Origin of the sequence: Modestobacter sp. VKM Ac-2984, from assembly GCF_026967985.1 — a bacterium.
Lineage (GTDB): Bacteria > Actinomycetota > Actinomycetes > Mycobacteriales > Geodermatophilaceae > Modestobacter.
Genome location: NZ_JAPVBJ010000008.1, coordinates 224,346 through 247,950, shown reverse-complemented (window position 1 = coordinate 247,950; position 23,605 = coordinate 224,346). Strand labels below are relative to the sequence as shown.

Here is a 23,605-nt window from a genome sequence, read left to right as displayed (position 1 = left end):
GGCTCGTGAGGGCCGGGGAGGAGAGGGCCGTCCGTCTGGCAGGCTCGGGCGGGTGACCAGTCCGTCGTCCCCCGAGTCGCCCTGGCCGGTGCGCACCGTGGCCCGGAAGGTGGCCGAATGGATCGGCCGGCTCGGCGAGGTGTGGGTCGAGGGCCAGGTGGCCCAGCTGTCCCGGCGCGGCAACGCCGCCACGGTCTTCCTCACCCTGCGCGACCCGGCCGCGGACCTCTCGGTCCCGGTCACCTGCCACCGGGACGTCGCCGACCGGCCGGGCCTGGAGCTCACCGAGGGCTCCCGGGTGATCGTCCGCGCCCGCCCCGACTACTACGTCGCCCGCGGGTCCTTCTCGCTGCGCGCCACCGAGATCCGGGCGGTGGGCCTGGGTGAGCTGCTGGCCCGGATCGAGCGGATCCGCCGGCTGCTGGCCGCCGAGGGCCTGTTCGACGTCGTCCGCAAGCGCCCGCTGCCCTTCGCCCCCGCCGTCGTCGGCGTCATCACCGGGCGGGACAGCGCCGCCGAGCGCGACGTGCTGGTGACCGCCCGGCGGCGCTGGCCCGCAGTGCGCTTCGCGATGCACAACTGCGCCGTCCAGGGCCCGACGGCAGCCGAGTCGGTGATCGCCGGGCTGCAGCGGCTGGACGCCGACCCGACGGTGGAGGTGATCGTCATCGCCCGCGGCGGCGGGTCGGTCGAGGACCTGCTGCCCTTCTCCGACGAGGGCCTGGTCCGGGCGATCGCCGCCAGCCGCACCCCCGTCGTCACGGCGGTCGGGCACGAGACCGACACCACGCTGGTCGACCACGTGGCCGACGTCCGGGCCGCCACCCCCACCGATGCCGCGCACCGGGTCGTCCCGGAGATCGGCGAGCAGACGCGGCTGGTCGAGGGGCTGCGCGCTCGCGCCCGGCACCTGCTGGGCAGCCGGCTGGAGCAGCAGGAACGCTGGCTGGAGTCGGTGCGCAGCCGCCCGGTGCTCGCCGACCCGCAGCGGCTGCTGGCCGGCCGGGCCGACGACGTCACCGCCCTGCGCACCCGGGCCACCCGCACGCTGAGCCACCGGGTGGAGGGCGCCGAACGCGACCTCGTGCACGCCCGCGCCCGCGTCGCGGCGCTCTCCCCGGCGGCGACGCTGGAACGCGGCTACGCGGTGGTCCAGCGGGCCGACGGCGAGCTGGTCCGCGACCCGGCCGAGGTGGCCGACGGCGAGCGGCTGCAGGTCCGGGTGGCCGGTGGCCGGCTCCCGGTGCGGGTCGACCGCACGCCCGCCGGGGAGGATGGGGAACCGTGACCGAACAGCCCGCGCAGGCCGTCGAGCCGACCCAGACCTACGAGCAGGCCCGCGAGGAGCTCGCCGACGTGGTGCGCCGGCTGGAGTCCGGCGGCCTCACCCTGGAGGAGTCGCTGGCGCTGTGGGAGCGCGGCGAGCAGCTGGCCGAGCTGTGCCAGCACTGGCTCGACCGGGCCCGTGAACGCCTGGCGGCAGCGGCTCCCCCCGGGCAGGACAACTAGGGGGCGTAGGGCTCCAGCGAGCCGGCCAGCGTGGTCAGCTCGTCCTCCGTCGCCGACCCGGTGACCACCAGCGTGGCCCCGTCGACGACCCGGGTCAGCACCGTCTCCCCGCGCTGGGTCTCCAGCCGCTCCCAGGTCTGCCCCTCGACCAGCTCGGTGCCGTCGGCGGACGCCCCGTCGAGGACGTCGGCGACCGCGGCGGCGCCCGGGTCGTCGCTGATCACGTAGCCGGCGTACTCCTCGCCGGGGGTGAACCAGCCGATCTGCAGGGTGACCGGGTCACCGGCCTGAACCGACCCGGCATCGGTCCGCACGCTCGTCGACCGCCACCCCTCGGGCAGGTCGGTCGGCACCAGCAGCTCGTAGCCGGCCAGGGCGGCGACCGCCCGCTGCGCGCTGGTGGGGTCGACGTCGCGGACCGGGTCCTCGGGGTTCTGCCGCAGGGCGGTGACGCCCACGATCAGCAGGCTGATGACCACCAGCGGCAGCAGGGACCGGATCATGTTGGCCGGGGTGAAGCGCAGCATCCGGTCGCTGGCCGGGGAGGCGGCGGGGGCGGGGCCGCCGGCGTCGGGAGAGGCGCCGGTCGCGGCGTCGGTCACGGTGGCGGAGGGCTGGGCGGGCCGGGGCTGCTCGCCGTCCTGGCCGGTGTCGGGCATGCCCCTAGGATCGCAGCACCGCTCCACCACCCCGTCGAGCAGCGCCGCCCGGCGGCCCTCAGGAGGTCCCGTGTCCCTTCCCCTGCCCGATGGCCCGCTGAACCCACGGCCGGCCTCGACGCTGCGCACCGACCGCCCGGCGCCGGACCGCAACCTGGCCCTGGAGCTGGTCCGGGTCACCGAGGCCGCCGCCCTGGCCGCCGGCCGGTGGGTCGGCCGCGGTGACAAGAACGGCGGGGACGGCGCCGCGGTCGACGCGATGCGCGCCCTCATCGGCACGGTGCACATGCGCGGCGTCGTCGTCATCGGGGAGGGCGAGAAGGACGAGGCCCCGATGCTCTACAACGGCGAGCACGTCGGCGACGGCTGGGGCAACGACTACGACGTCGCGGTCGACCCGATCGACGGCACCACGCTGATGGCCAAGGGCATGCCCAACGCGATCGCGGTGATGGCGGTGGCCGACCGGGGGGCGATGTACGACCCGTCCGCCGTCTTCTACATGGACAAGATCGCCACGGGGCCGGCCGCCGCCGACGTCGTCGACATCACCGCACCGGTGGCGGACAACATCCGCAAGGTGGCGAAGGCCAAGAGCAGCTCGGTGGGCGACGTGACGGTCTGCATCCTGGACCGGCCGCGGCACGAGACCCTGGTCCGGGAGGTGCGCGAGGCCGGCGCCCGGATCAAGTTCATCACCGACGGCGACGTCGCCGGGGCGATCGCCGCCGCCCAGGAGGGCACCGGTGTCGACCTGTTGATGGGCATCGGCGGCACGCCGGAGGGGATCATCACCGCCTGCGCCCTGAAGTGCATGGGCGGCGCACTGCAGGGCCGGCTGTGGCCGAAGGACGACGCGGAACGGCAGCGCGCCCTGGACGCCGGCCACGACCTGGACCGGGTGCTCCTGATCGACGACCTGGTGGGCGGCGACGTCTTCTTCGTCGCCACCGGCATCACCGACGGCGAGCTGCTGCGCGGGGTGCGGTACCGCGCCGGCGGGGCGACCACCCAGTCGCTGGTGATGCGCTCGCGCTCGGGCACGATCCGCTCGATCGAGAGCCTGCACTCGCTGGAGAAGCTCAACCAGTACTCCGCCGTCCCCTTCGGCGACGACGAGGCCTGAACCGCCGGCCCGCGCCGCCCGGCTCAGCCGGCGGGCGGCGGGGCCGACCGGCGTTCGGCCAGCCGGTCCAGGACGGCCCGCCAGCGGCTGGGCGACTCCCCCGGCGCCAGGCTGCGGAGCTTCAGGTCGCCGAAGACCGTCCAGCCCCGGACGACGACCCGCGGGGTCCCCGGCAGGCGAGGGACCGGCGCCAGCTCCGTCTTGCGGTCACCGAAGACCGTCCAGCCCTCGATCTCGGCGGCCACGCCCTCGCTGACGATCACCTCGACGTCACCGAAGACCGTGCCCAGTTGCAGCGCCACCACCTCCTCGGCGGTGCGCAGGCCACGCAGGTCGATCCGGACGTCACCGAAGACGGTGCTCGCCCGCTCCGGCACGCTGGTGGTCGCGGTCAGCTTCACGTCGCCGAAGACCGTGGCGATCGTGCCCGTCGTCCGCTCGCCGACGACCTCCCCGAACGCCGGGACGGCCGACGCCGGCGCGGGCAGGTCGGCGAGCAACCCGTCGAGGTCGGCCGTCGTCACCGCGGCGTAGGCGACGTCGGCCCGCTGGGTGAACTCGTCGACGCTGATCCGGCCCTCGCCGAGGGCCGTCTGCAACCGGGTGACGACCGCGTCGCGTTCGGCGTCGGACGCCCGGACCACGGGGGCGGGACCGGGCTCCCCGGCCTGCTGCTCGCTCATGCTGCGGACCCTAGCCGCGGGGCCGTCCCGCGGTGTCTAGGGTCGCTCCCGCAGGACAACCACCACACCACACCGGGAGCGCAGCGTGGCCACCGACACCGAGGGCGCGGAGTACCGCATCGAGCACGACTCCATGGGGGAGGTCCGCGTCCCCTCGTGGGCGAAGTGGCGCGCGCAGACCCAGCGGGCCGTGGAGAACTTCCCGATCTCCGGCACCCCCATCGAGCGCGAGCTGATCGGTGCGCTCGCAGCCATCAAGGGGGCGGCCGCCGCGGTGAACGCCTCCCTCGGCGTGCTGCCGCCGGACGTCGCCGACGCCGTCACCGAGGCGGCGGCGACCGTCGCCCGGGGGGACTGGGACGCGCACTTCCCGATCGACGTCTTCCAGACCGGGTCGGGCACGTCGAGCAACATGAACACCAACGAGGTCATCGCCACCCTGGCCACCGAGGCCCTCGGCTCGCCGGTGCACCCGAACGACCACGTCAACGCCTCGCAGTCGTCCAACGACGTCTTCCCCTCGGCCATCCACGTCGCGGCGACCGGTGCCATCGTGCGCGACCTGGTGCCCGCGCTGGAGCACCTGGCCGGCTCGCTGGAGCGCAAGGCCACCGAGTTCGCCCAGGTCGTCAAGAGCGGCCGCACGCACCTGATGGACGCCACCCCGGTGACCCTGGGGCAGGAGTTCGGGGGCTACGCGGCCGCCGTCCGCTACGGCATCGAGCGGCTGCACGCCTCGCTCCCCCGGATCGGCGAGCTCCCGCTGGGCGGGACCGCCGTCGGCACCGGCATCAACACCCCGCCCGGTTTCGCCGCCGCGATCATCGAGCGGCTGGCCGGCGAGCTGGACCTGCCGCTGTCGGAGGCGCGCGACCACTTCGAGGCGCAGAGCTCCCGGGACGCCCTGGTCGAGGGCTCCGGCCAGCTCAAGACGATCGCCGTCGGGCTGATCAAGATCGCCAACGACCTGCGGTGGATGGGGTCCGGTCCGCGCACCGGCCTGGGCGAGATCGCCCTGCCCGACCTGCAGCCGGGCAGCTCGATCATGCCGGGCAAGGTGAACCCGGTGATCCCCGAGGCGGTGATCCAGGTCGGCGCGCAGGTGATCGGCAACGACGCCGCCGTCACCTACGCCGGCACCACCGGCGTGTTCGAGCTGAACGTGACGCTGCCGCTGATGGCCCGGAACGTGCTGGAGTCGATCCGGCTGCTGGCCAACGTGAGCCGGCTGCTGGCCGACCGCTGCGTCGACGGCGTGACCGCCAACGTCGAGCAGTGCCGCACCTACGCCGAGTCCTCCCCCTCGATCGTCACGCCGCTGAACAAGTACATCGGCTACGAGGAGGCGGCCAAGGTCGCCAAGCAGTCGCTGGCGGAGCAGAAGACGATCCGCCAGGTCGTGGTCGAGCGCGGCTACGTGGAGCAGGGGAAGCTCACCGAGGAGCAGCTGGACGCCGCTCTGGACGTGCTGTCGATGACCCATCCCTGAAGAAGGACCCCTCTGCCCCCCCACCACTCGCGAGCTCGCGGCGGGCCCCTGCAGAGGGGCCGTCACGGGCGTTCATGGCCCCGTCACAGGTTCCTGCGGCGGGGCCGTGTCGCATCCCGACGAGAACTGAGTAGCGTCCAGACCTGATGAGCGAGACAGCGAACACCCCAGACGTAGCCCTGCGCTGGCCCGGCGGCGAACTGCCGCTCCGGGTCGTCCCCGCGACCGAGGGGTCCGAGGGAATCGACACGAGCAAGCTGTTGGCCACCACCGGCCAGGTCGCCCTGGACATCGGGTTCGTCAACACCGCGTCCTGCACCTCGGCGATCACCTACATCGACGGTGACCAGGGCATCCTGCGGTACCGCGGTTACCCGATCGACCAGCTGGCCGGGAAGGCGAGCTTCCTCGAGGTCTCCTACCTGCTGATCTACGGCGAGCTGCCGACGGCCGACCAGCTGGCGGAGTTCGACCAGCGGATCCGCCGGCACACCCTGCTGCACGAGGACCTCAAGGGGTTCTTCAACGGCTTCCCGCGCGACGCGCACCCGATGCCGGTGCTGTCCTCGGCGGTCAGCGCGCTGTCGACCTTCTACCAGGACTCGCTCGACCCCTTCAACCAGCAGCAGGTCGAGCTGTCGACCGTGCGCCTGCTGGCCAAGCTCCCGACCATCGCCGCCTACGCCTACAAGAAGTCGATCGGGCAGCCGTTCCTCTACCCGGACAACTCCCTGGGCCTGGTGGAGAACTTCCTGCGGATGACCTTCGGCTTCCCCGCCGAGCCGTACGAGGCCGACCCGGAGCTGGTCAAGGCGCTGGACATGCTGTTCGTGCTGCACGCCGACCACGAGCAGAACTGCTCCACCTCCACGGTCCGGCTGGTCGGCAGCTCGCAGGCCAACATGTTCGCCTCGGTCTCGGCCGGCATCAACGCGCTGTTCGGCCCGCTGCACGGCGGGGCGAACCAGTCGGTGCTGGAGATGCTCGAGGCGATCAAGGCCGACGGCGGCGACATCAACCGCTTCGTCGCGCGGGTGAAGGACAAGGAGCCCGGCGTCAAGCTGATGGGCTTCGGGCACCGGGTCTACAAGAACTACGACCCGCGCGCGGCCCTGGTGAAGGCGACCGCCGACACGGTGCTGGACAAGCTGGGCGGCAACAACGAGCTGCTGGACCTGGCCCGGCAGCTGGAGGAGATCGCGCTCTCCGACGACTACTTCGTCGAGCGCAAGCTCTACCCGAACGTCGACTTCTACACCGGCCTCATCTACCGGGCGATGGGCTTCCCGACCCGGATGTTCACCGTGCTGTTCGCGATCGGCCGGCTGCCCGGCTGGATCGCCCAGTGGCGGGAGATGATCGAGGACCCGGCCACGAAGATCGGCCGCCCGCGGCAGGTCTACACCGGCCCGGCCGCGCGCTCCTTCGTGGAGATCGACAACCGGTAGCCGCCGGACCGCACCACCCGAGGCCCCGCCGTCCCGTTGGACGGCGGGGCCTCGTCGTCTCCCCCGAAGGGGTGAGCTGCACCCCCCGAACCGGTGAGGGACCTCCACCGCCCGGGGCGGCACGTCGATGGGATCAGGACAACGGGCGCCACCTGGCGGCCGGGCCGATCCGACGCAGCTGGGGGAACGACGGTGTCCGCACCACGCGCGCACGCTCCTGCGCCGCGGCCCCGTGCCCGGTCCGGCGCCGCCGGCCAGCCCGCACGGAAGGCACCCGCACGGCAAACACCCACACGTAAGGCACCCGCACAGAAGGCGGCCGCGAGGAAGCCCGCGGTCGGCACGGCACCGGCCCGCCGGCCCACGGGGCGGAAGCCCGTCCCCGCCGGCCGTCGTCCGGCCCAGGCTGGCCGCCGACCCGCACCCCGCCGCGCCCGCACCCCCGGTGATCCCCGGCGCTGGTGGCACCGCCTGGCCGTCGTCAGCGGTGCGACGCTGGCCCTGATCGGCGTCCTGGCCGTCAGCGCCCAGCCGCCCACCGAGGCCGGCCAGGTGCCCGCAGCGGCCACCGCCAGTGAGGTGGCCGCCACCGCCGCGACCCTGGCGGACGCCGCCGCGCGCCACCGGGCCGCGTTGGCCGAGGCAGAGGCCCTCGACGCCCAGGCGCAGCAGGCTCGCGACGCCGGCGCGGCCGCCCTGGCGGTGGTCACCGCCGACCGGGCTGCCGTCGGTGCCCACGCGGCCACCGCGTACCGGCGCAGCCCGGAGGAGCGCTGGCCGCTGGCACAGCTGTCCCTGCACCAGCCCGGGTCGACCTCCGACGTCCTGCACGCGCAGGGGCTGACCGAGCAGCTGGCCGAGCAGCAGGACAGCTCGGTGGCCCGCGCCGCCCTGACCGCCGTCCAGGCGGCGCAGCACACCGACACCGCCGCCGCGGCCGAGGCGGCCGCGACACAGGCGCGCAGCCGCGCCGCCGACGTGCTCACCGAGGTCCGCGCGATCGTCGCCGACCTCGACCCGACCGTGAGCGCCCAGTGGGCTGCGCTGTCGACGAGCGCCGCCGCGCCCGACCAGCAGGCACGCAACACGGCCGCGCTGGTCGCCTGGCAGGACCACCTCGGCCGGCTGGCCGCCGCCGGCATCACCCCGCCGCCCGCCGCGGCCCTGACCGACCCGGGGACGCTGCCGGCCGGGCTCGCCGCGCTGCGCGACCCCACGGGCGCACCGGTGCCCGGCGTGGCCACCACCTACGCCGCCGGCGGCACGCTCACCGTGCTCCCGGCCGAGACCGTCGCCGCGGTCAGCGCCGCCTTCGCCCAGCTCGGCAAGCCCTACCTGCTCGGGCAGCACGGAGCCGACGGGTACGACTGCGGCGGGCTCACCGCCACGGCCTGGGCCCAGGGCGGCGTCGGGCTGCCCACCGACCTGACCGGCCAGTGGGCCCAGGGCACGCCGGTCCCGGCCGGACAGCTCCAGGTGGGCGACCTGGTGTTCAGCACCGACCCGCGCAGCGGCCTGGACGACGTCGGCCTGTACGTGGGCGGCACGAGCGTGCTGTCCGCCTCGGCCGACCGCCACCAGGTCGCGGTGCGCGAGCTGGCCGACCTGAGCACCGCCGTCCGGGTCTCGGTGCCGCCGGCCACGCCCACGCCGGTGCCGGTCAGCGGCCCCGTCACGGCGACGTGCAGCGCTCCGCTGCCCGCCCCGGGCAGCGGTGCCGGGCCCGTGTCCGGCGCGTGGGGGGGCTGGGCCAACGGGCAGATCCCGGCCGACCAGCTCTGCCCGATCGGGGGTGGGCACAGGTTGCGCTGTGACGCGGCGGCTGCCTACCGGGCGATGTCCGTGGCCTACGCGCAGGCCTTCGGCGCCCCCCTGTGCATCACCGACTCCTACCGGTCGCTGGGCGCCCAGGTCGACGCGCACCACCGGAAGCCGAAGATCACCGCGGTGCCGGGGACCTCCAACCACGGCTGGGCCCTGGCGGTCGACCTCTGCGGCGGGATCAACGTGTTCGGCACCGCGCAGACCGCGTGGATGCAGCGCAACGCCGGCCACTTCGGCTGGCTGCACCCGGACTGGGCGCGGGCAGGCGGGCAGAACCCGGAGCCGTGGCACTGGGAGTACGGCGAGCTGAGCTGATCGGCGGTCGGCCGGGTCGGACGGGTCAGGCCCAGCCGAGGTCGGCCAGCTCCTGCCACGGCAGGATCGCGCAGGCGTCGGTCGCCTCCGCGACCAGCCGGCGGGCCACGGCGGCGTCTGCGCAGGCGACCGGCCGGTGGGGCGTGACGACGACGTGCATGTCGTGCAGCCGCAGCCCGGTGGCGGCCATCTCGGCGAGCAGCTCCTCGGGGCGCACCAGCACCGCGGTGTCCACGCCGGGCACGCTGGTCGAGGTCCACAGGCCCACCGGGCCCTCGACCCGGAGCGCGGTCCGGACGATCGCGGCCCGGCCCAGCGCCGCCGAGCGCGCCTGGTGGACCAGGGGCAGCGTCGCGGTGCGGGACGGGCGCCAGGGCACGACCAGCTGCTCGCGCGCGACCACCACCCGCCAGCCCAGGACGGTGTGCCGGGCGTCGGACCAGTCCAGGACGGCGACGCCCGTGGCGAGGGCGACCGGGTCGGGCACCGGGCGGCGGGCGAGCCAGGCACCCAGCGCGGTGGCGACCGACTCGGCCGCCACCGGCACCCGGGCCCGGGTCATCTCCGCGGCGACCTCGGCGAGCAGGACGCGGGTACGACGACCGGTGTCGTCCAGCACCAGCATCGGGCCTCGGCCCGCCCCGTCGGTGACGCCGAGCTCCAGGTCCGGGTGGACGCCGCGGTCGGCCAGCAGCTCCACGGCCGCCCACACGTCGGGCACCCGGACCTCGGCCCGGCTCAGTCGCTGGAGGAGCCCGGCGGGGGCACCGAAGAGCGCTCCGGTCATGCGCTGCGTCCTCCGGTCAGGGCTTCTCGGGCGACGGTCGCCAGACCGGGCAGGGACAACACGCTCGCCAGCTCGACGGCGGACAGCCGCACCGGGACCACGTCGTCGGACCAGCCGGTGGCCCGGCGGACGCGCGCGGTGGGCGCCGGCCAGACGACCTCGCGGGCGGCGGCCACGTGCAGTTCGGTGAGCACCTCGCCCAGGTGGACGGCGGCGACCGGGTGCAGCGGTCCGCCGTCGAGCGCGGCTCGCACGGCCCGCTCGACCTCGAGCCGGTCCGGACTGCTCAGCCAGTGCGGCACCAGGACCGCCTGCGCCGGGTCCTCGGCCGGGGGGCCGCTCACTCCCCCACCACCGGACGCTGGGCCCCGGCCGGGCGACCGGCCCGCGCAGTGCGGCGAGGGGGCTCCGGCGCGTTCACGACTTGGATATCGGCAGGTGAGAGGCCCGATGGACCCGGATCGCAACCTTTTTCGCCTGCCGTCTCCAGCTCCCGGACACCGGGCCGCCGCACGTGCCGGCGGGCCGGCGGAGCTCAGCCGCCCAGCTCGGAGAGGCGGTCCTTGAGGGCCTTCTCGGCGCGGTCGGCGTGCACGTTCATGTTGCGCACCGACGTGCCCAGGTCGGCCGACAGCTGCGTCTTGGTCTGCCCGCCCCAGGTCGTCAGGTACCAGGTCGCCCAGCCCAGCACGTTCGGCTGGGCCGCCCGCTGGTCCCGGCGGGCGGTCGGGTCGGGTGCGCACGCGGCGGTCAGGGCGTGCGACAGCAGGCTCTGCTCGGCCTCGCCCATGATCTCGTCGGGCACCTCGGCGCTGTCGGGGACCACGAACTCCACCGTGTCCGCCCCGCCGTCCAGGGACTGCAGGTTGCGCAGGCCGTTCAGGGTGGCGACGGTCTGGGAGTTGCGGCGCAGCGTGGCCACGCTCTGGCCCATGTAGGCAGCCAGCTCCTTCTCGCTGGGCCGGCGCTGGTGCTCCGCGGTGAACGCAGCGACCGCCTTCTGCTGCTTGTTCTCCGTGTCGGCCGCGGTCCGGCCGTAGGCGTTGCGCCCCAGGTCGTGGACCCACTTGGAGAGCTGGGTCGCCAGGAAGGCGCCGAAGGGGACGGACTTGGTCTCGTCGTACTGGCTCACCGCCTTCAGCACCCACTCGGCCACCTGCTGGTCGACGTCGTCGTTGTCGGGCAGGTGCAGCCGGATGGTGCTCATGTTCCGCTGCAGGCGCCTGAGGCTGACCCGGCAGTAGTGCCGGCACAGCCCGTCGAGGAAGGCGGCGGGCAGGTCGCGGGGTGCCCGGCGGCGCACGCCGGTCTCCGGCCGCAGCCCGACCGTCGCGTAGCCCTCGGTGGCGCACCAGGCGCGGATCAGGCCGGCGAGCTCCTCGGCCGTCCCGGTCTCGCCGTCGACCCGGTACAGGCCGTCGCCCTCGTCGTAGGTCACCGTGACCTCGGCCGGCAGGGCCGCCCGGAAGGTGTCCAGCGGCAGCTCCCGGTCGGTGCGGAAGTGCACCCGATCGCGGGGGGTGATCGGGGCCAGCGCCCAGCCCTCGGCCTCGGTGAGCTCGCCGAACACCAGCGGTTCACGGGTGCGGGCGGCGTCGGTGGCGAGCTGTGCGGTGAACATGTCCTGGGACACCGGTCCTCCTGAGGGGAAGTGCAGGTGGGCTGGGGTGGGGCGTGCCTGGGGCGACAGCGAGCGGGGAGCCGACCCTCGGTGGGCCTGCTGCGTCCGGCCTCAGACGAGGGCGGGCACCCCGCGGCGGGCGGGGGCGTGGACGCTGTCACCGGAGGGACGGCGGGGCGAGGGGATGCGCGGGGCCGGCATGCGGGGCCGGGGCGTCTCGACGGCCTCGAGCACACCGGCGGCCGCGGCGCGCTCGACCTCGCTCGGCTCGGCGACGTAGACCGGCATGAAGTCGTAGAGGTCGGTGAAGAGCCCGTCCACGAAGGCGTAGGCGGCCTGCGCCTGGTCGGAGAACTTCGCGATCAGCTCGCGGGGACCGAGCTCGACGCCGACGGTGATCCGGACGGCGCGGTCGTCGCCGCTGAGGCCGGTCAGCGCGAAGGCCACCGACTCGTGCCGGGCAGCCAGCGCGGTGAGGGCGGCCAGGCACCGGCGGGTGGCCGGCCGGCGGGGGCGCAGCTGGACGTGCACCACGACCGTCTCCGACCAGGCCGCGCCCGCGGCGGCCGGCTCATCGAAGGAGCCGTCGACGGCCTCACGGAGACGCAGGTCGTCGGCGCCGGACGGCCCGACGCGCAGGTCGACCGACAGCTCGACGCTGTCTGCCGGGCCCGATGCGAATGCGCTGAGTTCCATGTTCGTCTCCCCCTGTAACCGTGGTGCGTTGGGGGAAGACTTGCGCACGATCGGTGCCTCGGACGGCGAGACTCGCCGCCCTGTGACTACTGTGACGGCTGGGGTGAGCTGTTATTGCGCCGTATCGGGCGACCTGATGGCATTACTTGCCAGTCGGCTGATCAGGTCCTGGTGCAAATGCCGCCAAGGCGCCCAGTGCGTCGGCGGCCACTTCAGCGGCCAGGCTCTGCGCCTCGGCGATCTGCTTGTAGACCTCTTCGCGGTGGATCGTCACCTCGCGCGGGGCCTTGAAGCCCAGTCGCACGGTCCCGCCGCGGACCTCGACGACGTAGACCTCGATGTCCTCGCCGATCCGGATGCTCTCGCCGACGCTGCGGGTGAGAGTGAGCATGGGTACCCCTCCATGGGTTCGTGTGGGCCGTCCGTGGCATCGCCCCGCCGGTCGGCGGGACCGGGCGCGCTCACCCGGGTGAGCGCGCCCTGCTCCTGTTCTCTCGGCAGGTGGGCCCCGGAAAGGGCCACCTACCGACGATCAGCGCAGGAAGTCCAGCAGAGTGGGCTGGATGGCCTTCGCGGTGGCCCCCAGCGCGGCCTCGTAGCCGACCTGCTGCATCTGCAGGTTCATGATCGTCTTGGGCAGGTCGACGTTCTCGATGACCGAGGACCTGCTGGTCAACGACAGCTGCAGGTCCTTGTTCACCTGCTGTGCCGTCTCGATCCGGTTCGTGCGCGTACCGATGTCGGCCACCGCGGTCAGCATCCGGTTGAGCGCGGCATCCAGCTCCTGCAGGTGGCCGGCGAGGGCGGCCGGGTCCGCGACGACGTCGGTGGCGATGGCCTGGACGATCGCGAACAGGTCCCCGGTCGCCGGGTCGCCGAACGCCTCGGGCCCGGTGAGGTCGACCCGGATCGAGTCCGCGTCGGAGACCTGCCGGTTCACCGGGATGACCGGCACCGGCGGCACGGTGGTGCCACCGAACCCCTGGTAGCCGCCGGTGGCGACGTCGTAGGCGGAGGAGTCGCTCGTGACCCCGCCGAAGACGGGCTTCCCCTGCACCGTGGTGTTGGCCAGCCCCAGGAGGCTCCCTCGGATGCCGGAGACCTCGGTCGAGATGGCCATCGCCGAGGCATCGGACAGGGTGCCGGCGTTGAGTCCCTTGACGGTCAGGGCGCGCACGTTCTGCACCTGCTTGATCATGTTCTGCAGGGCGGAGTCCGTGGCGTCGAGCAGGCCGATCCCGTCGTTGATGTTCCGGGCGTACTGCGCAGCACCGGCGAGCTCCTGGCGGGTCTGCATCGCGGCGTTCGTGCCGGTGGGGTCGTCGGAGGGCTTGTTGATGGTCTTGCCCGAGGTCAGCTGCGCCTGCAGCTTGGCGATGGCCTCCTGGTTGCGGTTGAGGCCCTGCAGTGCGGTGACGGCGAGCGAGCGCTGGGTGATCCGCATCAGGTCACAGCCCCACTCGGCCGGTGCGGTTGATCAGCACGTCGAGCGTCTCGTCGATGGTGGTGATCATCCGCGCGGCGGCGGAGTAGGCGTGCTGGAACTGCAGCATCTTCGTCATCTCCTCGTCGAGGTTGACCCCCGAGACGGACTCGCGGGACGCGTCCACCTGTGCGGCGACCACCGTCTGCGTCTGCAGGTTGCTCGTCGCCACCGACGCCTCGACGCCGAGGTCGACGATCAGCTGCCGGTAGGCGACGGCCGCCCCGGAGCCCGCCTTCGCCATGGCGGCCAGCTTCGCGGCGTTGCCGGCGTCGGCCGACGGCCTGGCGGGGACCGCCGGCGGTCCCGCGGTCGCCGGCATCGGCGCGACCGAGGCAGCCGCGAGCTTCGCCGGGTCGGTGATCAGCAGGGTGATGTTCGCGGCGGTGACCGGACCGGTCGGCACGGCGCCCGAACCGAACATCGGGCCGCCGGGAGCACCGTTCTTGTCGTAGGCGTCCGGACCGGCGTGCACGGCGTTGACCTGGTCGGCCAGCTGCTGGGCGACCGCGTCCAGCTTCTGCTGGTACCGCGGGATCGTCTGGCTCAGCGCCGTCAGCGCACCGCCCGCCGTGCCGCCGAGGGCGAGCCGGGTGCCGCCCGGGTCGGTGACGAACGAGGGGTCCGTGGCCGTGGCCTCGGCGGGCACCTCGGTACCGATGACCCGGATGCCGATCGCCGACACGCCGGAGACCAGCATCGCGCCGGCGACGGAGACGTTGACCTGCCCGTCGTCCCCGGGGCTGGAGGTGGCGCCGATGGAGTTGGCCAGGTCCATCACCAGGCCGTCCCGCTTGTCGGCCAGCTCGTTGACCGGCAGGCCGGCCTGGGTCGCCCGCTTGATCGCCCGGTTCAGGTCGGCGATCGACTGGGTCTTCGCGTTCACGTCCTGCGCCAGGGTGTCCAGGCTGTCGCGGGTCTGCGTCCACTGCTTGTCCAGGTTGGCGCTCGTGGTCTGCAGCTCGGCGACCAGCGTGGCGGTCTTCTGCAGCACGGCCGTCCGGGCGCCGTCCTCGGTGGGGTGGTTGGCGACGTCGCCCCAGGCGGTGAAGACGCCGGTGAGCTTCGCCTGGATGCCGGTCTCGCCGGGCTCGCGGAAGGCCTGCTCGATCTGCGCGAGGGTGGCGTCCTGAGCGGTCATCCGGGCGGTCGAGGCGGACTCGACCTGCGCCCGACTCTCCAGGAAGCCGTCCCGGATGCGGATCACCTTGTCCGCGTCGACACCCTGGCCGACCTGGTTGCTGACCGCGTACATCGCCGGGACGGCGTTGCCACCGATCGACTGCAGCTCCGCCCGCTGGCGGGTGTAGCCCGGGGTGTTGACGTTGGCGATGTTCTGCCCGGTGACGTCGAGCCCCCGCTGCTGCGCCCACAGCGCCGTCGTCGCCGTGTTCAGGCCGGAGAACGAACTCACAGCGCACCGTCCAGGGTGACCGAGCGGTAGGCGTTGCCGGCCGCACGGCCGGACTGGGTGTACGTGCCGGCCGCGGTGTTGGGCTGGGTGGAGTTCAAGGCGTCGTTGATGACCGCCAGGCCGCTCTCGATCAGCTCCTTGTTGGTGTCGGAGAGCCCGCGCAGCTCCGAGACGAGCAGCAGGAGGGCCTCGTGGTGCTTGGCGTAGAGGTCGTCCCACGGGGTCGGGGCCGAGTCGGCGAGCTGGCGCAGCGACGGATTGGCCTCCAGCCCCAGCCGGCCGGCGATCTGCTCGGTGGCCGCGGCCCGCTCGAGCTCGAGGGTCCGCAGCTGCTCCAGGACCACCTCGATCTCGTGGGCGATCCGGGCGAGCCACCGGCTCTTGCCGGTGACGATGAGGTACTGCTTCTCCTCGGCCTTGAAGAGCAGGAGGTCCAGCAGTTCCTGCTCTCGCCAGAGCAACGTCGACAGGTGCTGGTGGTCCATGCCGGCCGCCTTTCCGTCGTCGTGTGCAGCCCGCGGTGCAGGCCTGCGTCCACCGGGTCCGGCGGGCGCTGTCGATCTCCACTTCGGCACCCGGCGGCGCCCGGTCAAGCCGAGATGGCTCAAGGCCGCACGGAAATGTGCCGATGGCGGTGCCACGTGGTCGCCGGTCAGCCGAGAAGGAGGGCGTGACCGCAGCCCGCCCCGCAGTGAGTGAGCGCCGACCCGCCGACGTCGACGCGCTGGTGACCACCCATCTCGCGCTCGCCCAGTTCGCGGTGAACGCGGTGGCCTCGCGCATCTCGTTGCCCAGCCACGTCAGCCGGGACGACCTCCTCTCCTGCGCCAGCGTCGCGCTGGTCGAGGTGGCCCGCCGCTTCGACCCGACCGCCGGGGCGACGTTCGCCACCTACGCCCTGCCGCGCCTGCAGGGAGCCGTCCTGGACGAGCTGCGCTCCGGCGACTGGGCCAGCCGCTCGGTCCGGGCCGCGGCGCGGCGCACGGACGCGGCGACCGATGCGCTGACCATCAGCCTGGGCCGGCCGCCGACGAAGGAGGAGCTGGCCGCCAGCCTCGGCGTCCAACGCTCGGAGCTGGACTCGCTGCAGATCGACGTGCACCGGGCCGTGATGGTGAGCATGGACGCCGAGACCGGCACCGACGGCGGCTCGCTCGACCTGCCCGACACCGGCGACTCCCCGGAGCGCGCACTGCTGCGCGGGGAGCGGGCCCGGCACCTGCACGAGGCGATCCGTGCCCTCCCGGACAAGCTGGACGAGGTCGTGGAGCGCAACTTCTTCGGCGACGAGTCGCTCACCGACATCGCCGACTCCCTCGGCGTCACCCTCTCCCGCGTCTCGCAGATGCGGGCCCGTGCACTCACCCTGCTGCACGCCGCGATGAGCGAGGTCTGGGACGGCACCGCCGTCCCCGCCGACGGTGGCGTGCGCGCCCGCAACCAGCAGCGCGCCTACGTCGATCGGGTCGCCGCCCGCCAGTCCGCGGGCCGGCCCGCAGCGGCCCCTCCCCCGTTCCCGCTGCCCCAGCCGCGTGGCCGGGCTCGGCGTGGCTGGGTGGTCCCCGAGCGCGGCGCGGCCGCCCAACCCGCCTGAGCCGCCGCCCGACTCCAGTCACATCCGCACCACGGACCTCACCCGTTCGGGTTGAGACCGGGCCCTCCCGACCGTAGAAGAGATCGATCCCGCCGCACGGCTGCGGCGGTTCCTTCTCGTTCCCGGTCCACGGAGGGCCCGCATGAGCCTGGTCGTCAACAGCAACATCACCGGGCTGAACTCAGCCCGGGTCCTCGGCATCGCCGATCGGCAACAGAGCACGTCGATCGAGCGGCTGTCCTCCGGCCTGCGGATCAACCGCGCCGCCGACGACGCCGCCAGTCTGGGGATCGCCGAGGGCCTGCGCACCCAGATCGGCGGGCTCAAGGTCGCGCTGCGCAACAGCCAGGACGGCATCTCGGTGCTGCAGACCGCCGAGGGTGCGCTCACCGAGACCCACTCCCTGCTGCACCGGATGCGGGACCTCGCCGTCCAGGCGGCGAACACCGGCGGGCTGGACGACGCCGCCCGGGCGAACGTGCAGACCGAGATCGGGCAGCTGCGGGCCGAGCTCGACCGGATCGCGGACACGACGTCCTTCAACGGCCGGAAGCTCCTGGACGGCAGCTACCGCGGGACCTTCCAGGTGGGCGCGGACGCCGGGCACACGATCACCGTCGGCTTCGGGCCGGCGATGGACGCCGCCGGCCTGGGCGTCGCCGGCGTGGACGTCACCTCTCCGACCGGACCGTCCACGGCGCTGGCGGCGATCGACGCGGCGATCGGGCAGGTGTCCACCGCCCGCGCCGACCTCGGTGCCGTGCAGAACCGGTTCGAGCACAACATCGCCAAGCTGGGCGTGGCAGTGGACAACACCGCTGCCTCGGAGAGCCGGATCCGGGACGCCGACATCGCGGCCGAGACGACCACGATGAGCCGGACGTCGATCCTCACCCAGGCCGGCACGGCGATGGCCGCCCAGGCGAACCAGTCGCCGCGTGGGGTGCTGCAACTGCTGCGCTGAACGGGTGACCCACCCGTTCGGGGGACATCGCCGGGAGGCCCTCAAGCACCCGCCGACCCGCTCCGTTGACAGGGGTACGACGACCGCGGCACGGATGCCGCGGCCACCCCGTCCAAGGAGGAACCCCTCATGGGTCTGACCGTGAACAACAACATCGCGGCGATGAACTCGTACCGCAACCTGTCGATCACCGACAGTCAGATGAGCAAGTCGCTGGAGAAGCTCTCCTCCGGCTTCCGCATCAACCGCGCCGCCGACGACGCCGCCGGTCTGGCCATCTCCGAGGGCCTCCGCTCGCAGATCGGTGGCCTCAAGGTCGCCGTCCGCAACACCCAGGACGGCGTCTCGGTCGTGCAGACCGCTGAAGGTGCGCTCACCGAGACGCACAAGATCCTGCAGCGCATGCGTGACCTGTCCGTCCAGGCCTCCAACGAGGGCTCGCTGAACGCCGACGCCAAGAAGAACATCCAGTCCGAGGTCGGTCAGCTCAAGTCCGAGCTCGACCGGATCGCGAACACGACGAACTTCAACGGCAAGCAGCTGCTGGACGGCAAGTACAACACCACCTTCCAGGTCGGTGCCAACGCCGGGGAGACCATCGCCGTCGGGATCGGCACCGCGATGGGCGCCCAGGGCCTGGGCGTCGACGGCGTCGACGTCTCGCTGGCCGACGGCGCCGGTGGCAGCGTCGGCTCGACCACGACCGCCGCAACTGCCGGCGGTCGCTCGGTGGCCACCGTCACCGCCGGCGCCGCACTCACCACCGCGGACTTCGACGCCCTCAACGGCTCGATCTCCTACAACGGCAAGAGCCTGGACCTGGCCTCGGTCAAGTACGCCACCACCGACACCGCCGCCCAGGCACTTACCAAGCTGCAGGCCGCCGCCGACGCCGCCTTCGGTACCGGCGGGGTGACCGTGGCCGACAGCGGGACCGGCCTCACCTTCACCGGTGCTGTCGCGCCGAGCCCGGCAACCGCCCAGCAGCTGGCCGACGCGACGGTGTCCTTCACCGCCGCCTCGGGTGCCTCCCTGGCGATCGGCAAGATCGACGACGCCATCAAGTCGGTCTCCACCACGCGCGCCGACCTGGGTGCCATCCAGAACCGGTTCGAGCACACGGTCAACAACCTCAACGTCGCCGTCGAGAACCTGACCGCGTCGGAGAGCCGGATCCGCGACACGGACATGGCGTCGGAGATGACCAACTTCACCCGCACGCAGATCCTGACCCAGGCCGGCACCGCGATGCTGGCCCAGGCGAACCAGGCACCCCAGGGCATCCTGCGCCTGCTGGGCTGATCGACCCGTACCACCTGAGCGCCACCCGGTGAGGGGGGAGGCCCCGGCCTCCCCCCCTCACTGCCGCTCGGGCCGCTCGGGCCGCTCGGCAGCGCCACGGACCCGCCCCCGGGCCCTCCGGAAGTTCGTCCTGGTTTCAGGTCAAGACCAACCCCGCACCCGCCGATCCTGGCACTGCAACACCCCGCAGCACGGATGCAGCGGATTCCCTGAAACCCACTTCCACGGAGGAACACCATGGGTCTGAGCGTCAACAACAACATCGCGGCGATGAACTCGTACCGCAACCTGTCGGTCACCGACAGTCAGATGAGCAAGTCGCTGGAGAAGCTCTCCTCCGGCTTCCGCATCAACCGCGCCGCCGACGACGCAGCGGGCCTGGCCATCTCCGAGGGCCTCCGCTCGCAGATCGGTGGCCTCAAGATGGCCGTCCGCAACACCCAGGACGGCATCTCGGTCGTGCAGACCGCTGAAGGTGCGCTCACCGAGACGCACAAGATCCTGCAGCGCATGCGTGACCTGTCCGTCCAGGCCTCCAACGAGGGCTCGCTGAACGGCGACGCCAAGAAGAACATCCAGTCCGAGATCGGCCAGCTCAAGTCCGAGCTGGACCGGATCGCGACCACGACGAACTTCAACGGCAAGCAGCTGCTGGACGGCAACTACAACACCACCTTCCAGGTCGGTGCCAACGCCGGCGAGACCATCGGCGTCAGCATCGGTACGTCCATGGGCGCCCAGGGTCTGGGCGTCGAGGGGGTCGACGTCTCGGCGGCCGGCACCGCCACCACCGGGACGAACACCGCCGCCACCGCCGGCGGGTCGTCGGTGGCCACCGTCGGTGCGGCGAACGACTACACCACCGCAGCGGCGTTCGACACCCTCAACGGGTCGATCTCCTACAACGGCAAGAGCGTGGACCTGTCCTCGGTCAAGTTCGCCGAGACGGACACCGCCGGGGATAAGACGACCAAGATCCAGACCGCGCTCACCGCTGCCTTCGGCACCGGTGGGGTCACCGTGGCCAACACCGCCACGGGGCTGACGTTCACCGGCGCCGTTGCGCCGAACCCGGCGACCGCTCAGGAGCTGGCCGACGCGACGGTGTCCTTCACCGCCGCCTCGGGCGCCTCCGAGGCGATCGGCAAGATCGACGAGGCCATCAAGTCGGTCTCCACCACTCGCGCCGACCTGGGTGCCATCCAGAACCGGTTCGAGCACACGGTCAACAACCTCAACGTCGCCGTCGAGAACCTGTCGGCGTCGGAGAGCCGGATCCGCGACACGGACATGGCTCAGGAGATGACCAACTTCACCCGCACGCAGATCCTGACCCAGGCCGGCACCGCGATGCTGGCCCAGGCCAACCAGGCCCCCCAGGGGATCCTGAAGCTGCTGGGCTGATCCACCCGCACCACCTGAACACCCGGTGAGGGGGGAGGCCCTCGGGCCTCCCCCCTCACCGGCGTTCCACCCCTGATCCCCGAACCACGGAGGCACCGGCATGGCAGGCATGAGCGTGAGCACGGGCCTCATCTCGGGCATCGACTACAAGACGATGATCAGCGAGCTGATGAAGGTGGAGGCGAACCCGCAGACGCTGCTCAAGCAGCAGCTGAACGCCACCAGGTCCGACGCCGCTGCCTACCGCGCGGTGAACACCCGGTTCGAGGCCCTGCGCACCGCCGCAGCCGCGCTCACCGACGCCACCGCCTGGACCACGACCAAGGCGAGCAGCTCGGACACCTCCGTGACCGCCACGGCCGCCACCGGCGCGGCCACCGGGTCGCTGAGCTTCACCGTCACGAGCCTGGCGGCGACCCACTCCGTCTACAGCAGCGACAGCTGGCCCACGGCCGACACCGCGTTGGACCCGGCCGGCCCGACGACCCTCACCATCGGCGGGGTCGGCGTCACGCTGACCGCCGGCCAGACGGTCAACGACGCCGTCAAGGCGATCAACGCCTCCGCCGCCGGGGTGACCGCCGTGGCGGTCGACACCGGCGCCGGCGTCCGGCTCCAGCTCACCTCCAAGACCTCGGGTGCGGCCGGGACCTTCACCGTGACCGGGGACGTCGCCGTCACGGAGCTGACCACCGGCGCGAACGCGACGCTCCGAGTCGGGACCGCCGCCCAGGGCTACGACGTGACCTCCTCGACGAACACCTTCACCGACGTGCTCCCCGGGACCACGTTCACGGTCAGCAAGAAGGACGCCGCAGCGACGGTGACGGTGACCAAGGACCCGGACGCGACTGCCGCCAAGGTGCAGAGCTTCGTCGACGCGGCCAACTCGCTGCTCTCGGCGGTCTCCTCCTACACCGACGCGAAGAGCACCTCGGCGGTCCTCAAGGGCGACAGCACGCTGCGCGGCCTGTCGACCCAGATCCTCGACGTCATGTCCCGGGCCGTCGGCGGGAAGTCGGCCTCCACGGTCGGCATCGAGCTCACCCGCGACGGCCAGCTCACCTTCGACAAGGCGGTCTTCACCAAGGCACTGAGCAGCGACCCGGCCGCAGCGCAGGCGCTGCTCACCGACAAGAAGATCGTCAGCGCCGGCACCGACGGGATCAGCGGCAACGCCGACGACGTCACCTCCCCGGTCGGCTTCGCCGCACAGCTGGAGGTGCTGGCCAAGGGCGCCAGCGACAGCACGAACGGCTCGCTCGTGCTGCTCGCCAAGAGCGGGGACTCCCTGGCCAAGGACATCGAGGACCGGATCGCCGCCTGGGACATCCGGCTCGAGATGCGCAAGACCACGCTCACCCGGCAGTTCACCGCGATGGAGACCGCGCTGAGCTCGATGCAGAACCAGGCGGCCTGGCTCAGTTCCCAGATCGCCGGGCTGCCCTCCTGGTCCTCCTCCAAGTAGTCCTGACCCGCTGCCGCGTCTTCCCCTGGAGCCCCGAACCGATGAGCACCGCTTCCCTCCGCGCCCGTTACCTTGGTGACACGGTCACGACCGCCTCCCCGCAGCGACTGCTGGTCATGCTCTACGACCGCCTCGCGCTGGACCTCGAGCGCGGCCACGCCGCCCTGACCGCGGGCGACCGCGAGACGGCGACCGAGCAGCTGCAGCACGCCCAGGACGTCGTCTTCGGCCTGCTGGAGAGCCTCCAGATCGACGCCTGGGACGGCGCTCCCCGGCTGGCCGCCCTCTACAACTGGCTGATCACCGAGCTCGGCTCCGCGATCGTCAAGGGTGACCTGCGCCGGGTCGCCGACTGCCGCAAGATCGTAGAGCCGCTGCGCGACGCCTGGCGGGAGGCCGCGGCCTCCCTCGCAGCGGCTCCCGCATGACAGGCGGCCCACCCGCCGGGCGCAACCGGGTCGGGGACGTCCCCGCCCTGGGCGGCGGGGCGCGGAACTGGCCGGCGGTGCTCGACGCCCTCGAGGGCGACGTGTACGAGGCCGAGGAGACCCTGGCCCGTGGCCGGGCCGAGGAGATCGCGGCCTGGGGCCGCCGGTCCACCGACTGGATCCCGCCGAGCAACCTGGGCCCGCTGCCCGACGACCTGCGGGAGCGCGCCGCCCGACTGCTGCAGCACCAGCTGGCGGTCGCCGAGGCGCTGGTCGAACGGATCACCCAGTCGCAGAAGCAGCGGGACGTCGCCGCCCGGATGTCCTACGCACCCACCCGCCCGGTCGCCTCCTTCATCGACCGGGTGCTCTGACCCCACGCGCCACCCCTGCACTCCCCCGTCCCCCGGGGCCAAAAGCGCGACTTTGGCCCCGGGGGACGTGTGCGTTGTGTGACTGCACGTGCCCGATCGGGTGCAAGGGGTCATGACAGCTGCTGCCGCTGCCGATGACTCAAGGGCACGGAACGCACCAACTTCGCCACGGATCGGCGGCCCCCTCGCTCCCAGGTTCCCCTGTGAGCGCCTCCCGCCGTACCCGGAGGTACCTCGTGCTCCGTCGCTCCCTGCTGGGCGTCCGGTGATCACCGACTCGACCATGACGGCGCTGCACGCGTCCCTCACCGGACTGCAGCAGCGCCAGCGGGTGACCGCCGACAACATCGCCAACGTCCAGACGCCGGGCTTCCTGGCCGGCCGCGTCGACTTCGAGTCGACGCTGCAGAGCGCGCTCGCCGGCGGCGAGACGCCCGCGGTCGGCCGCAGCTCGGTGACCCGCTCCCTCGACCCGACCCGGACCGACGGGAACAACGTCAACCTGGACACCGAGACGGTCATCGCCACCGAGACCGGCTTGCGCTACCAGCTGTCGATCAGCGCCCTGGACGGCAAGTACGCCCTGCTGCGCTCCGCCCTGCGGACGCAGTGATGGCGGTCTTCGACACGCTGCGGATCGGCGGCTCGTCGTTGTTCGTCCACCGCAAGTGGATGGACGCCGTCGCGGACAACATGGCCAACATCAACACGGTCAACGCACCGGGCGAGGCCGCCTTCCAGGAGCGGATGGTCGTCGCCGAGGCGGTCCAGTACGGCTCCGGGCAGGGCGGCGTGCGCGTCGCCGGCACCGAGCTCGGCAGCGCCGAGGGCCGGATGGTCTACGAGCCGAGCAACCCCCTGGCCGACGACGAGGGCTACGTCCGCTACCCGGACATCGACCTCGGCGACCAGATGACCCAGCTGCTGATGGCCCAGCGTGGCTACCAGGCCAACCTGGCCACCATCAGGAGCGCCACCGAGGCCTACCAGCAGGCTCTCCAGCTCGGGAAGGGCTGA

The 23,605-nt window shown here is 72.8% G+C and carries 25 protein-coding genes; 15 read left to right on the top strand and 10 right to left on the bottom strand.

The features are described 5' to 3' along the window. Nucleotides 1-52 precede the first annotated feature (52 nt). Nucleotides 53-1,288 (top strand): exodeoxyribonuclease VII large subunit, encoded by a 1,236-nt coding sequence (gene xseA, locus O2W16_RS17200; protein WP_269160040.1) that lies wholly within the window; start codon nucleotides 53-55, stop codon nucleotides 1,286-1,288. Beyond that, nucleotides 1,285-1,509 (top strand): exodeoxyribonuclease VII small subunit, encoded by a 225-nt coding sequence (locus tag O2W16_RS17195; RefSeq protein ID WP_269160039.1) that lies wholly within the window; start codon nucleotides 1,285-1,287, stop codon nucleotides 1,507-1,509. The genes xseA and O2W16_RS17195 overlap by 4 nt, the downstream gene beginning before the upstream one ends. On the opposite strand, the gene O2W16_RS17190 is transcribed toward O2W16_RS17195, so the two are convergent. Then, nucleotides 1,506-2,168, bottom strand: coding sequence for a DUF4245 domain-containing protein (locus O2W16_RS17190; protein WP_269160038.1), 663 nt, complete (start codon nucleotides 2,166-2,168; stop codon nucleotides 1,506-1,508). The genes O2W16_RS17195 and O2W16_RS17190 overlap by 4 nt on opposite strands. A 70-nt stretch (nucleotides 2,169-2,238) precedes the next feature. Here O2W16_RS17190 and glpX point away from each other — a divergent pair, with 70 nt between their 5' ends. Then, the gene (glpX, locus tag O2W16_RS17185; protein WP_269160037.1) at nucleotides 2,239-3,294 is read left to right on the top strand and encodes a class II fructose-bisphosphatase; all 1,056 of its coding nucleotides are present in this window, start codon (nucleotides 2,239-2,241) and stop codon (nucleotides 3,292-3,294) included. A gap of 23 nt (nucleotides 3,295-3,317) precedes the next feature. Here glpX and O2W16_RS17180 read toward each other — a convergent pair whose 3' ends face one another. Further along, nucleotides 3,318-3,977, bottom strand: a complete 660-nt coding sequence (locus tag O2W16_RS17180; RefSeq protein ID WP_269160036.1) for a DUF1707 SHOCT-like domain-containing protein — start codon at nucleotides 3,975-3,977, stop codon at nucleotides 3,318-3,320. An 85-nt stretch (nucleotides 3,978-4,062) separates the two neighbouring features. Between O2W16_RS17180 and O2W16_RS17175 the strand changes: the two genes are divergently transcribed. The 3 genes from O2W16_RS17175 (at nucleotide 4,063) to O2W16_RS17165 (ending at nucleotide 9,053) form a co-directional block, all read left to right on the top strand. After that, on the top strand, nucleotides 4,063-5,466 hold the full coding sequence (locus O2W16_RS17175; RefSeq protein ID WP_269160035.1) for a class II fumarate hydratase: 1,404 nt from the start codon (nucleotides 4,063-4,065) through the stop codon (nucleotides 5,464-5,466). Nucleotides 5,467-5,612: 146 nt separating this feature from the next. Continuing rightward, complete coding sequence (locus O2W16_RS17170; RefSeq protein ID WP_269160034.1) at nucleotides 5,613-6,914, top strand: citrate synthase; 1,302 nt, start codon at nucleotides 5,613-5,615, stop codon at nucleotides 6,912-6,914. 552 nt (nucleotides 6,915-7,466) lie between these two features. Continuing rightward, the gene (locus O2W16_RS17165) at nucleotides 7,467-9,053 is read left to right on the top strand and encodes an NlpC/P60 family protein (RefSeq protein ID WP_269160033.1); all 1,587 of its coding nucleotides are present in this window, start codon (nucleotides 7,467-7,469) and stop codon (nucleotides 9,051-9,053) included. A 25-nt stretch (nucleotides 9,054-9,078) separates the two neighbouring features. Here O2W16_RS17165 and O2W16_RS17160 read toward each other — a convergent pair whose 3' ends face one another. From O2W16_RS17160 to O2W16_RS17125, 8 genes are all read right to left on the bottom strand, one after another. Further along, nucleotides 9,079-9,840 (bottom strand): hypothetical protein, encoded by a 762-nt coding sequence (locus tag O2W16_RS17160; protein ID WP_269160032.1) that lies wholly within the window; start codon nucleotides 9,838-9,840, stop codon nucleotides 9,079-9,081. After that, nucleotides 9,837-10,184 carry a hypothetical protein gene (locus O2W16_RS17155; RefSeq protein ID WP_269160031.1) on the bottom strand — a complete coding sequence of 116 codons (348 nt, stop codon included), beginning with the start codon at nucleotides 10,182-10,184 and terminating at the stop codon, nucleotides 9,837-9,839. The genes O2W16_RS17160 and O2W16_RS17155 overlap by 4 nt, the downstream gene beginning before the upstream one ends. 191 nt (nucleotides 10,185-10,375) lie before the next feature. Continuing rightward, nucleotides 10,376-11,473 carry a flagellar biosynthesis protein FliA gene (locus O2W16_RS17150; protein WP_269160030.1) on the bottom strand — a complete coding sequence of 366 codons (1,098 nt, stop codon included), beginning with the start codon at nucleotides 11,471-11,473 and terminating at the stop codon, nucleotides 10,376-10,378. 99 nt (nucleotides 11,474-11,572) lie between these two features. After that, nucleotides 11,573-12,157, bottom strand: coding sequence for a hypothetical protein (locus tag O2W16_RS17145; RefSeq protein WP_269160029.1), 585 nt, complete (start codon nucleotides 12,155-12,157; stop codon nucleotides 11,573-11,575). A 142-nt stretch (nucleotides 12,158-12,299) separates the two neighbouring features. Beyond that, nucleotides 12,300-12,548, bottom strand: a complete 249-nt coding sequence (gene csrA, locus O2W16_RS17140) for a carbon storage regulator CsrA (RefSeq protein WP_269160028.1) — start codon at nucleotides 12,546-12,548, stop codon at nucleotides 12,300-12,302. A gap of 141 nt (nucleotides 12,549-12,689) precedes the next feature. Continuing rightward, nucleotides 12,690-13,601 carry a flagellar hook-associated protein FlgL gene (flgL, locus tag O2W16_RS17135; RefSeq protein ID WP_269160027.1) on the bottom strand — a complete coding sequence of 304 codons (912 nt, stop codon included), beginning with the start codon at nucleotides 13,599-13,601 and terminating at the stop codon, nucleotides 12,690-12,692. A gap of 4 nt (nucleotides 13,602-13,605) precedes the next feature. After that, nucleotides 13,606-15,054 (bottom strand): flagellar hook-associated protein FlgK, encoded by a 1,449-nt coding sequence (gene flgK / locus O2W16_RS17130; RefSeq protein ID WP_269160026.1) that lies wholly within the window; start codon nucleotides 15,052-15,054, stop codon nucleotides 13,606-13,608. Next, nucleotides 15,051-15,539, bottom strand: coding sequence for a flagellar protein FlgN (locus tag O2W16_RS17125; RefSeq protein ID WP_269160025.1), 489 nt, complete (start codon nucleotides 15,537-15,539; stop codon nucleotides 15,051-15,053). Before O2W16_RS17125 ends, flgK begins: the two co-directional genes overlap by 4 nt. A 185-nt stretch (nucleotides 15,540-15,724) precedes the next feature. Here O2W16_RS17125 and O2W16_RS17120 point away from each other — a divergent pair, with 185 nt between their 5' ends. The 9 genes from O2W16_RS17120 (at nucleotide 15,725) to O2W16_RS17080 (ending at nucleotide 23,605) form a co-directional block, all read left to right on the top strand. Further along, nucleotides 15,725-16,648, top strand: coding sequence for a sigma-70 family RNA polymerase sigma factor (locus tag O2W16_RS17120; protein ID WP_269160024.1), 924 nt, complete (start codon nucleotides 15,725-15,727; stop codon nucleotides 16,646-16,648). Nucleotides 16,649-16,790: 142 nt separating this feature from the next. Further along, nucleotides 16,791-17,612: a flagellin N-terminal helical domain-containing protein gene (locus tag O2W16_RS17115; RefSeq protein ID WP_269160023.1), complete on the top strand. Its 822-nt coding sequence runs from the start codon at nucleotides 16,791-16,793 to the stop codon at nucleotides 17,610-17,612. Nucleotides 17,613-17,741: 129 nt separating this feature from the next. Beyond that, nucleotides 17,742-18,914 (top strand): flagellin N-terminal helical domain-containing protein, encoded by a 1,173-nt coding sequence (locus O2W16_RS17110; RefSeq protein ID WP_269160022.1) that lies wholly within the window; start codon nucleotides 17,742-17,744, stop codon nucleotides 18,912-18,914. A gap of 237 nt (nucleotides 18,915-19,151) precedes the next feature. Continuing rightward, nucleotides 19,152-20,318 carry a flagellin N-terminal helical domain-containing protein gene (locus tag O2W16_RS17105; protein WP_269160021.1) on the top strand — a complete coding sequence of 389 codons (1,167 nt, stop codon included), beginning with the start codon at nucleotides 19,152-19,154 and terminating at the stop codon, nucleotides 20,316-20,318. A 109-nt stretch (nucleotides 20,319-20,427) separates the two neighbouring features. Further along, complete coding sequence (gene fliD / locus O2W16_RS17100) at nucleotides 20,428-21,786, top strand: flagellar filament capping protein FliD (protein WP_269160020.1); 1,359 nt, start codon at nucleotides 20,428-20,430, stop codon at nucleotides 21,784-21,786. A 41-nt stretch (nucleotides 21,787-21,827) separates the two neighbouring features. Next, nucleotides 21,828-22,214, top strand: coding sequence for a flagellar export chaperone FliS (fliS, locus tag O2W16_RS17095; protein ID WP_269160019.1), 387 nt, complete (start codon nucleotides 21,828-21,830; stop codon nucleotides 22,212-22,214). Then, nucleotides 22,211-22,588, top strand: coding sequence for a hypothetical protein (locus O2W16_RS17090; protein WP_269160018.1), 378 nt, complete (start codon nucleotides 22,211-22,213; stop codon nucleotides 22,586-22,588). Before fliS ends, O2W16_RS17090 begins: the two co-directional genes overlap by 4 nt. Nucleotides 22,589-22,871: 283 nt before the next feature. Further along, on the top strand, nucleotides 22,872-23,201 hold the full coding sequence (gene flgB, locus O2W16_RS17085) for a flagellar basal body rod protein FlgB (protein ID WP_269160017.1): 330 nt from the start codon (nucleotides 22,872-22,874) through the stop codon (nucleotides 23,199-23,201). Continuing rightward, nucleotides 23,201-23,605 carry a flagellar basal body rod protein FlgC gene (locus O2W16_RS17080; RefSeq protein ID WP_269160016.1) on the top strand — a complete coding sequence of 135 codons (405 nt, stop codon included), beginning with the start codon at nucleotides 23,201-23,203 and terminating at the stop codon, nucleotides 23,603-23,605. The genes flgB and O2W16_RS17080 overlap by 1 nt, the downstream gene beginning before the upstream one ends.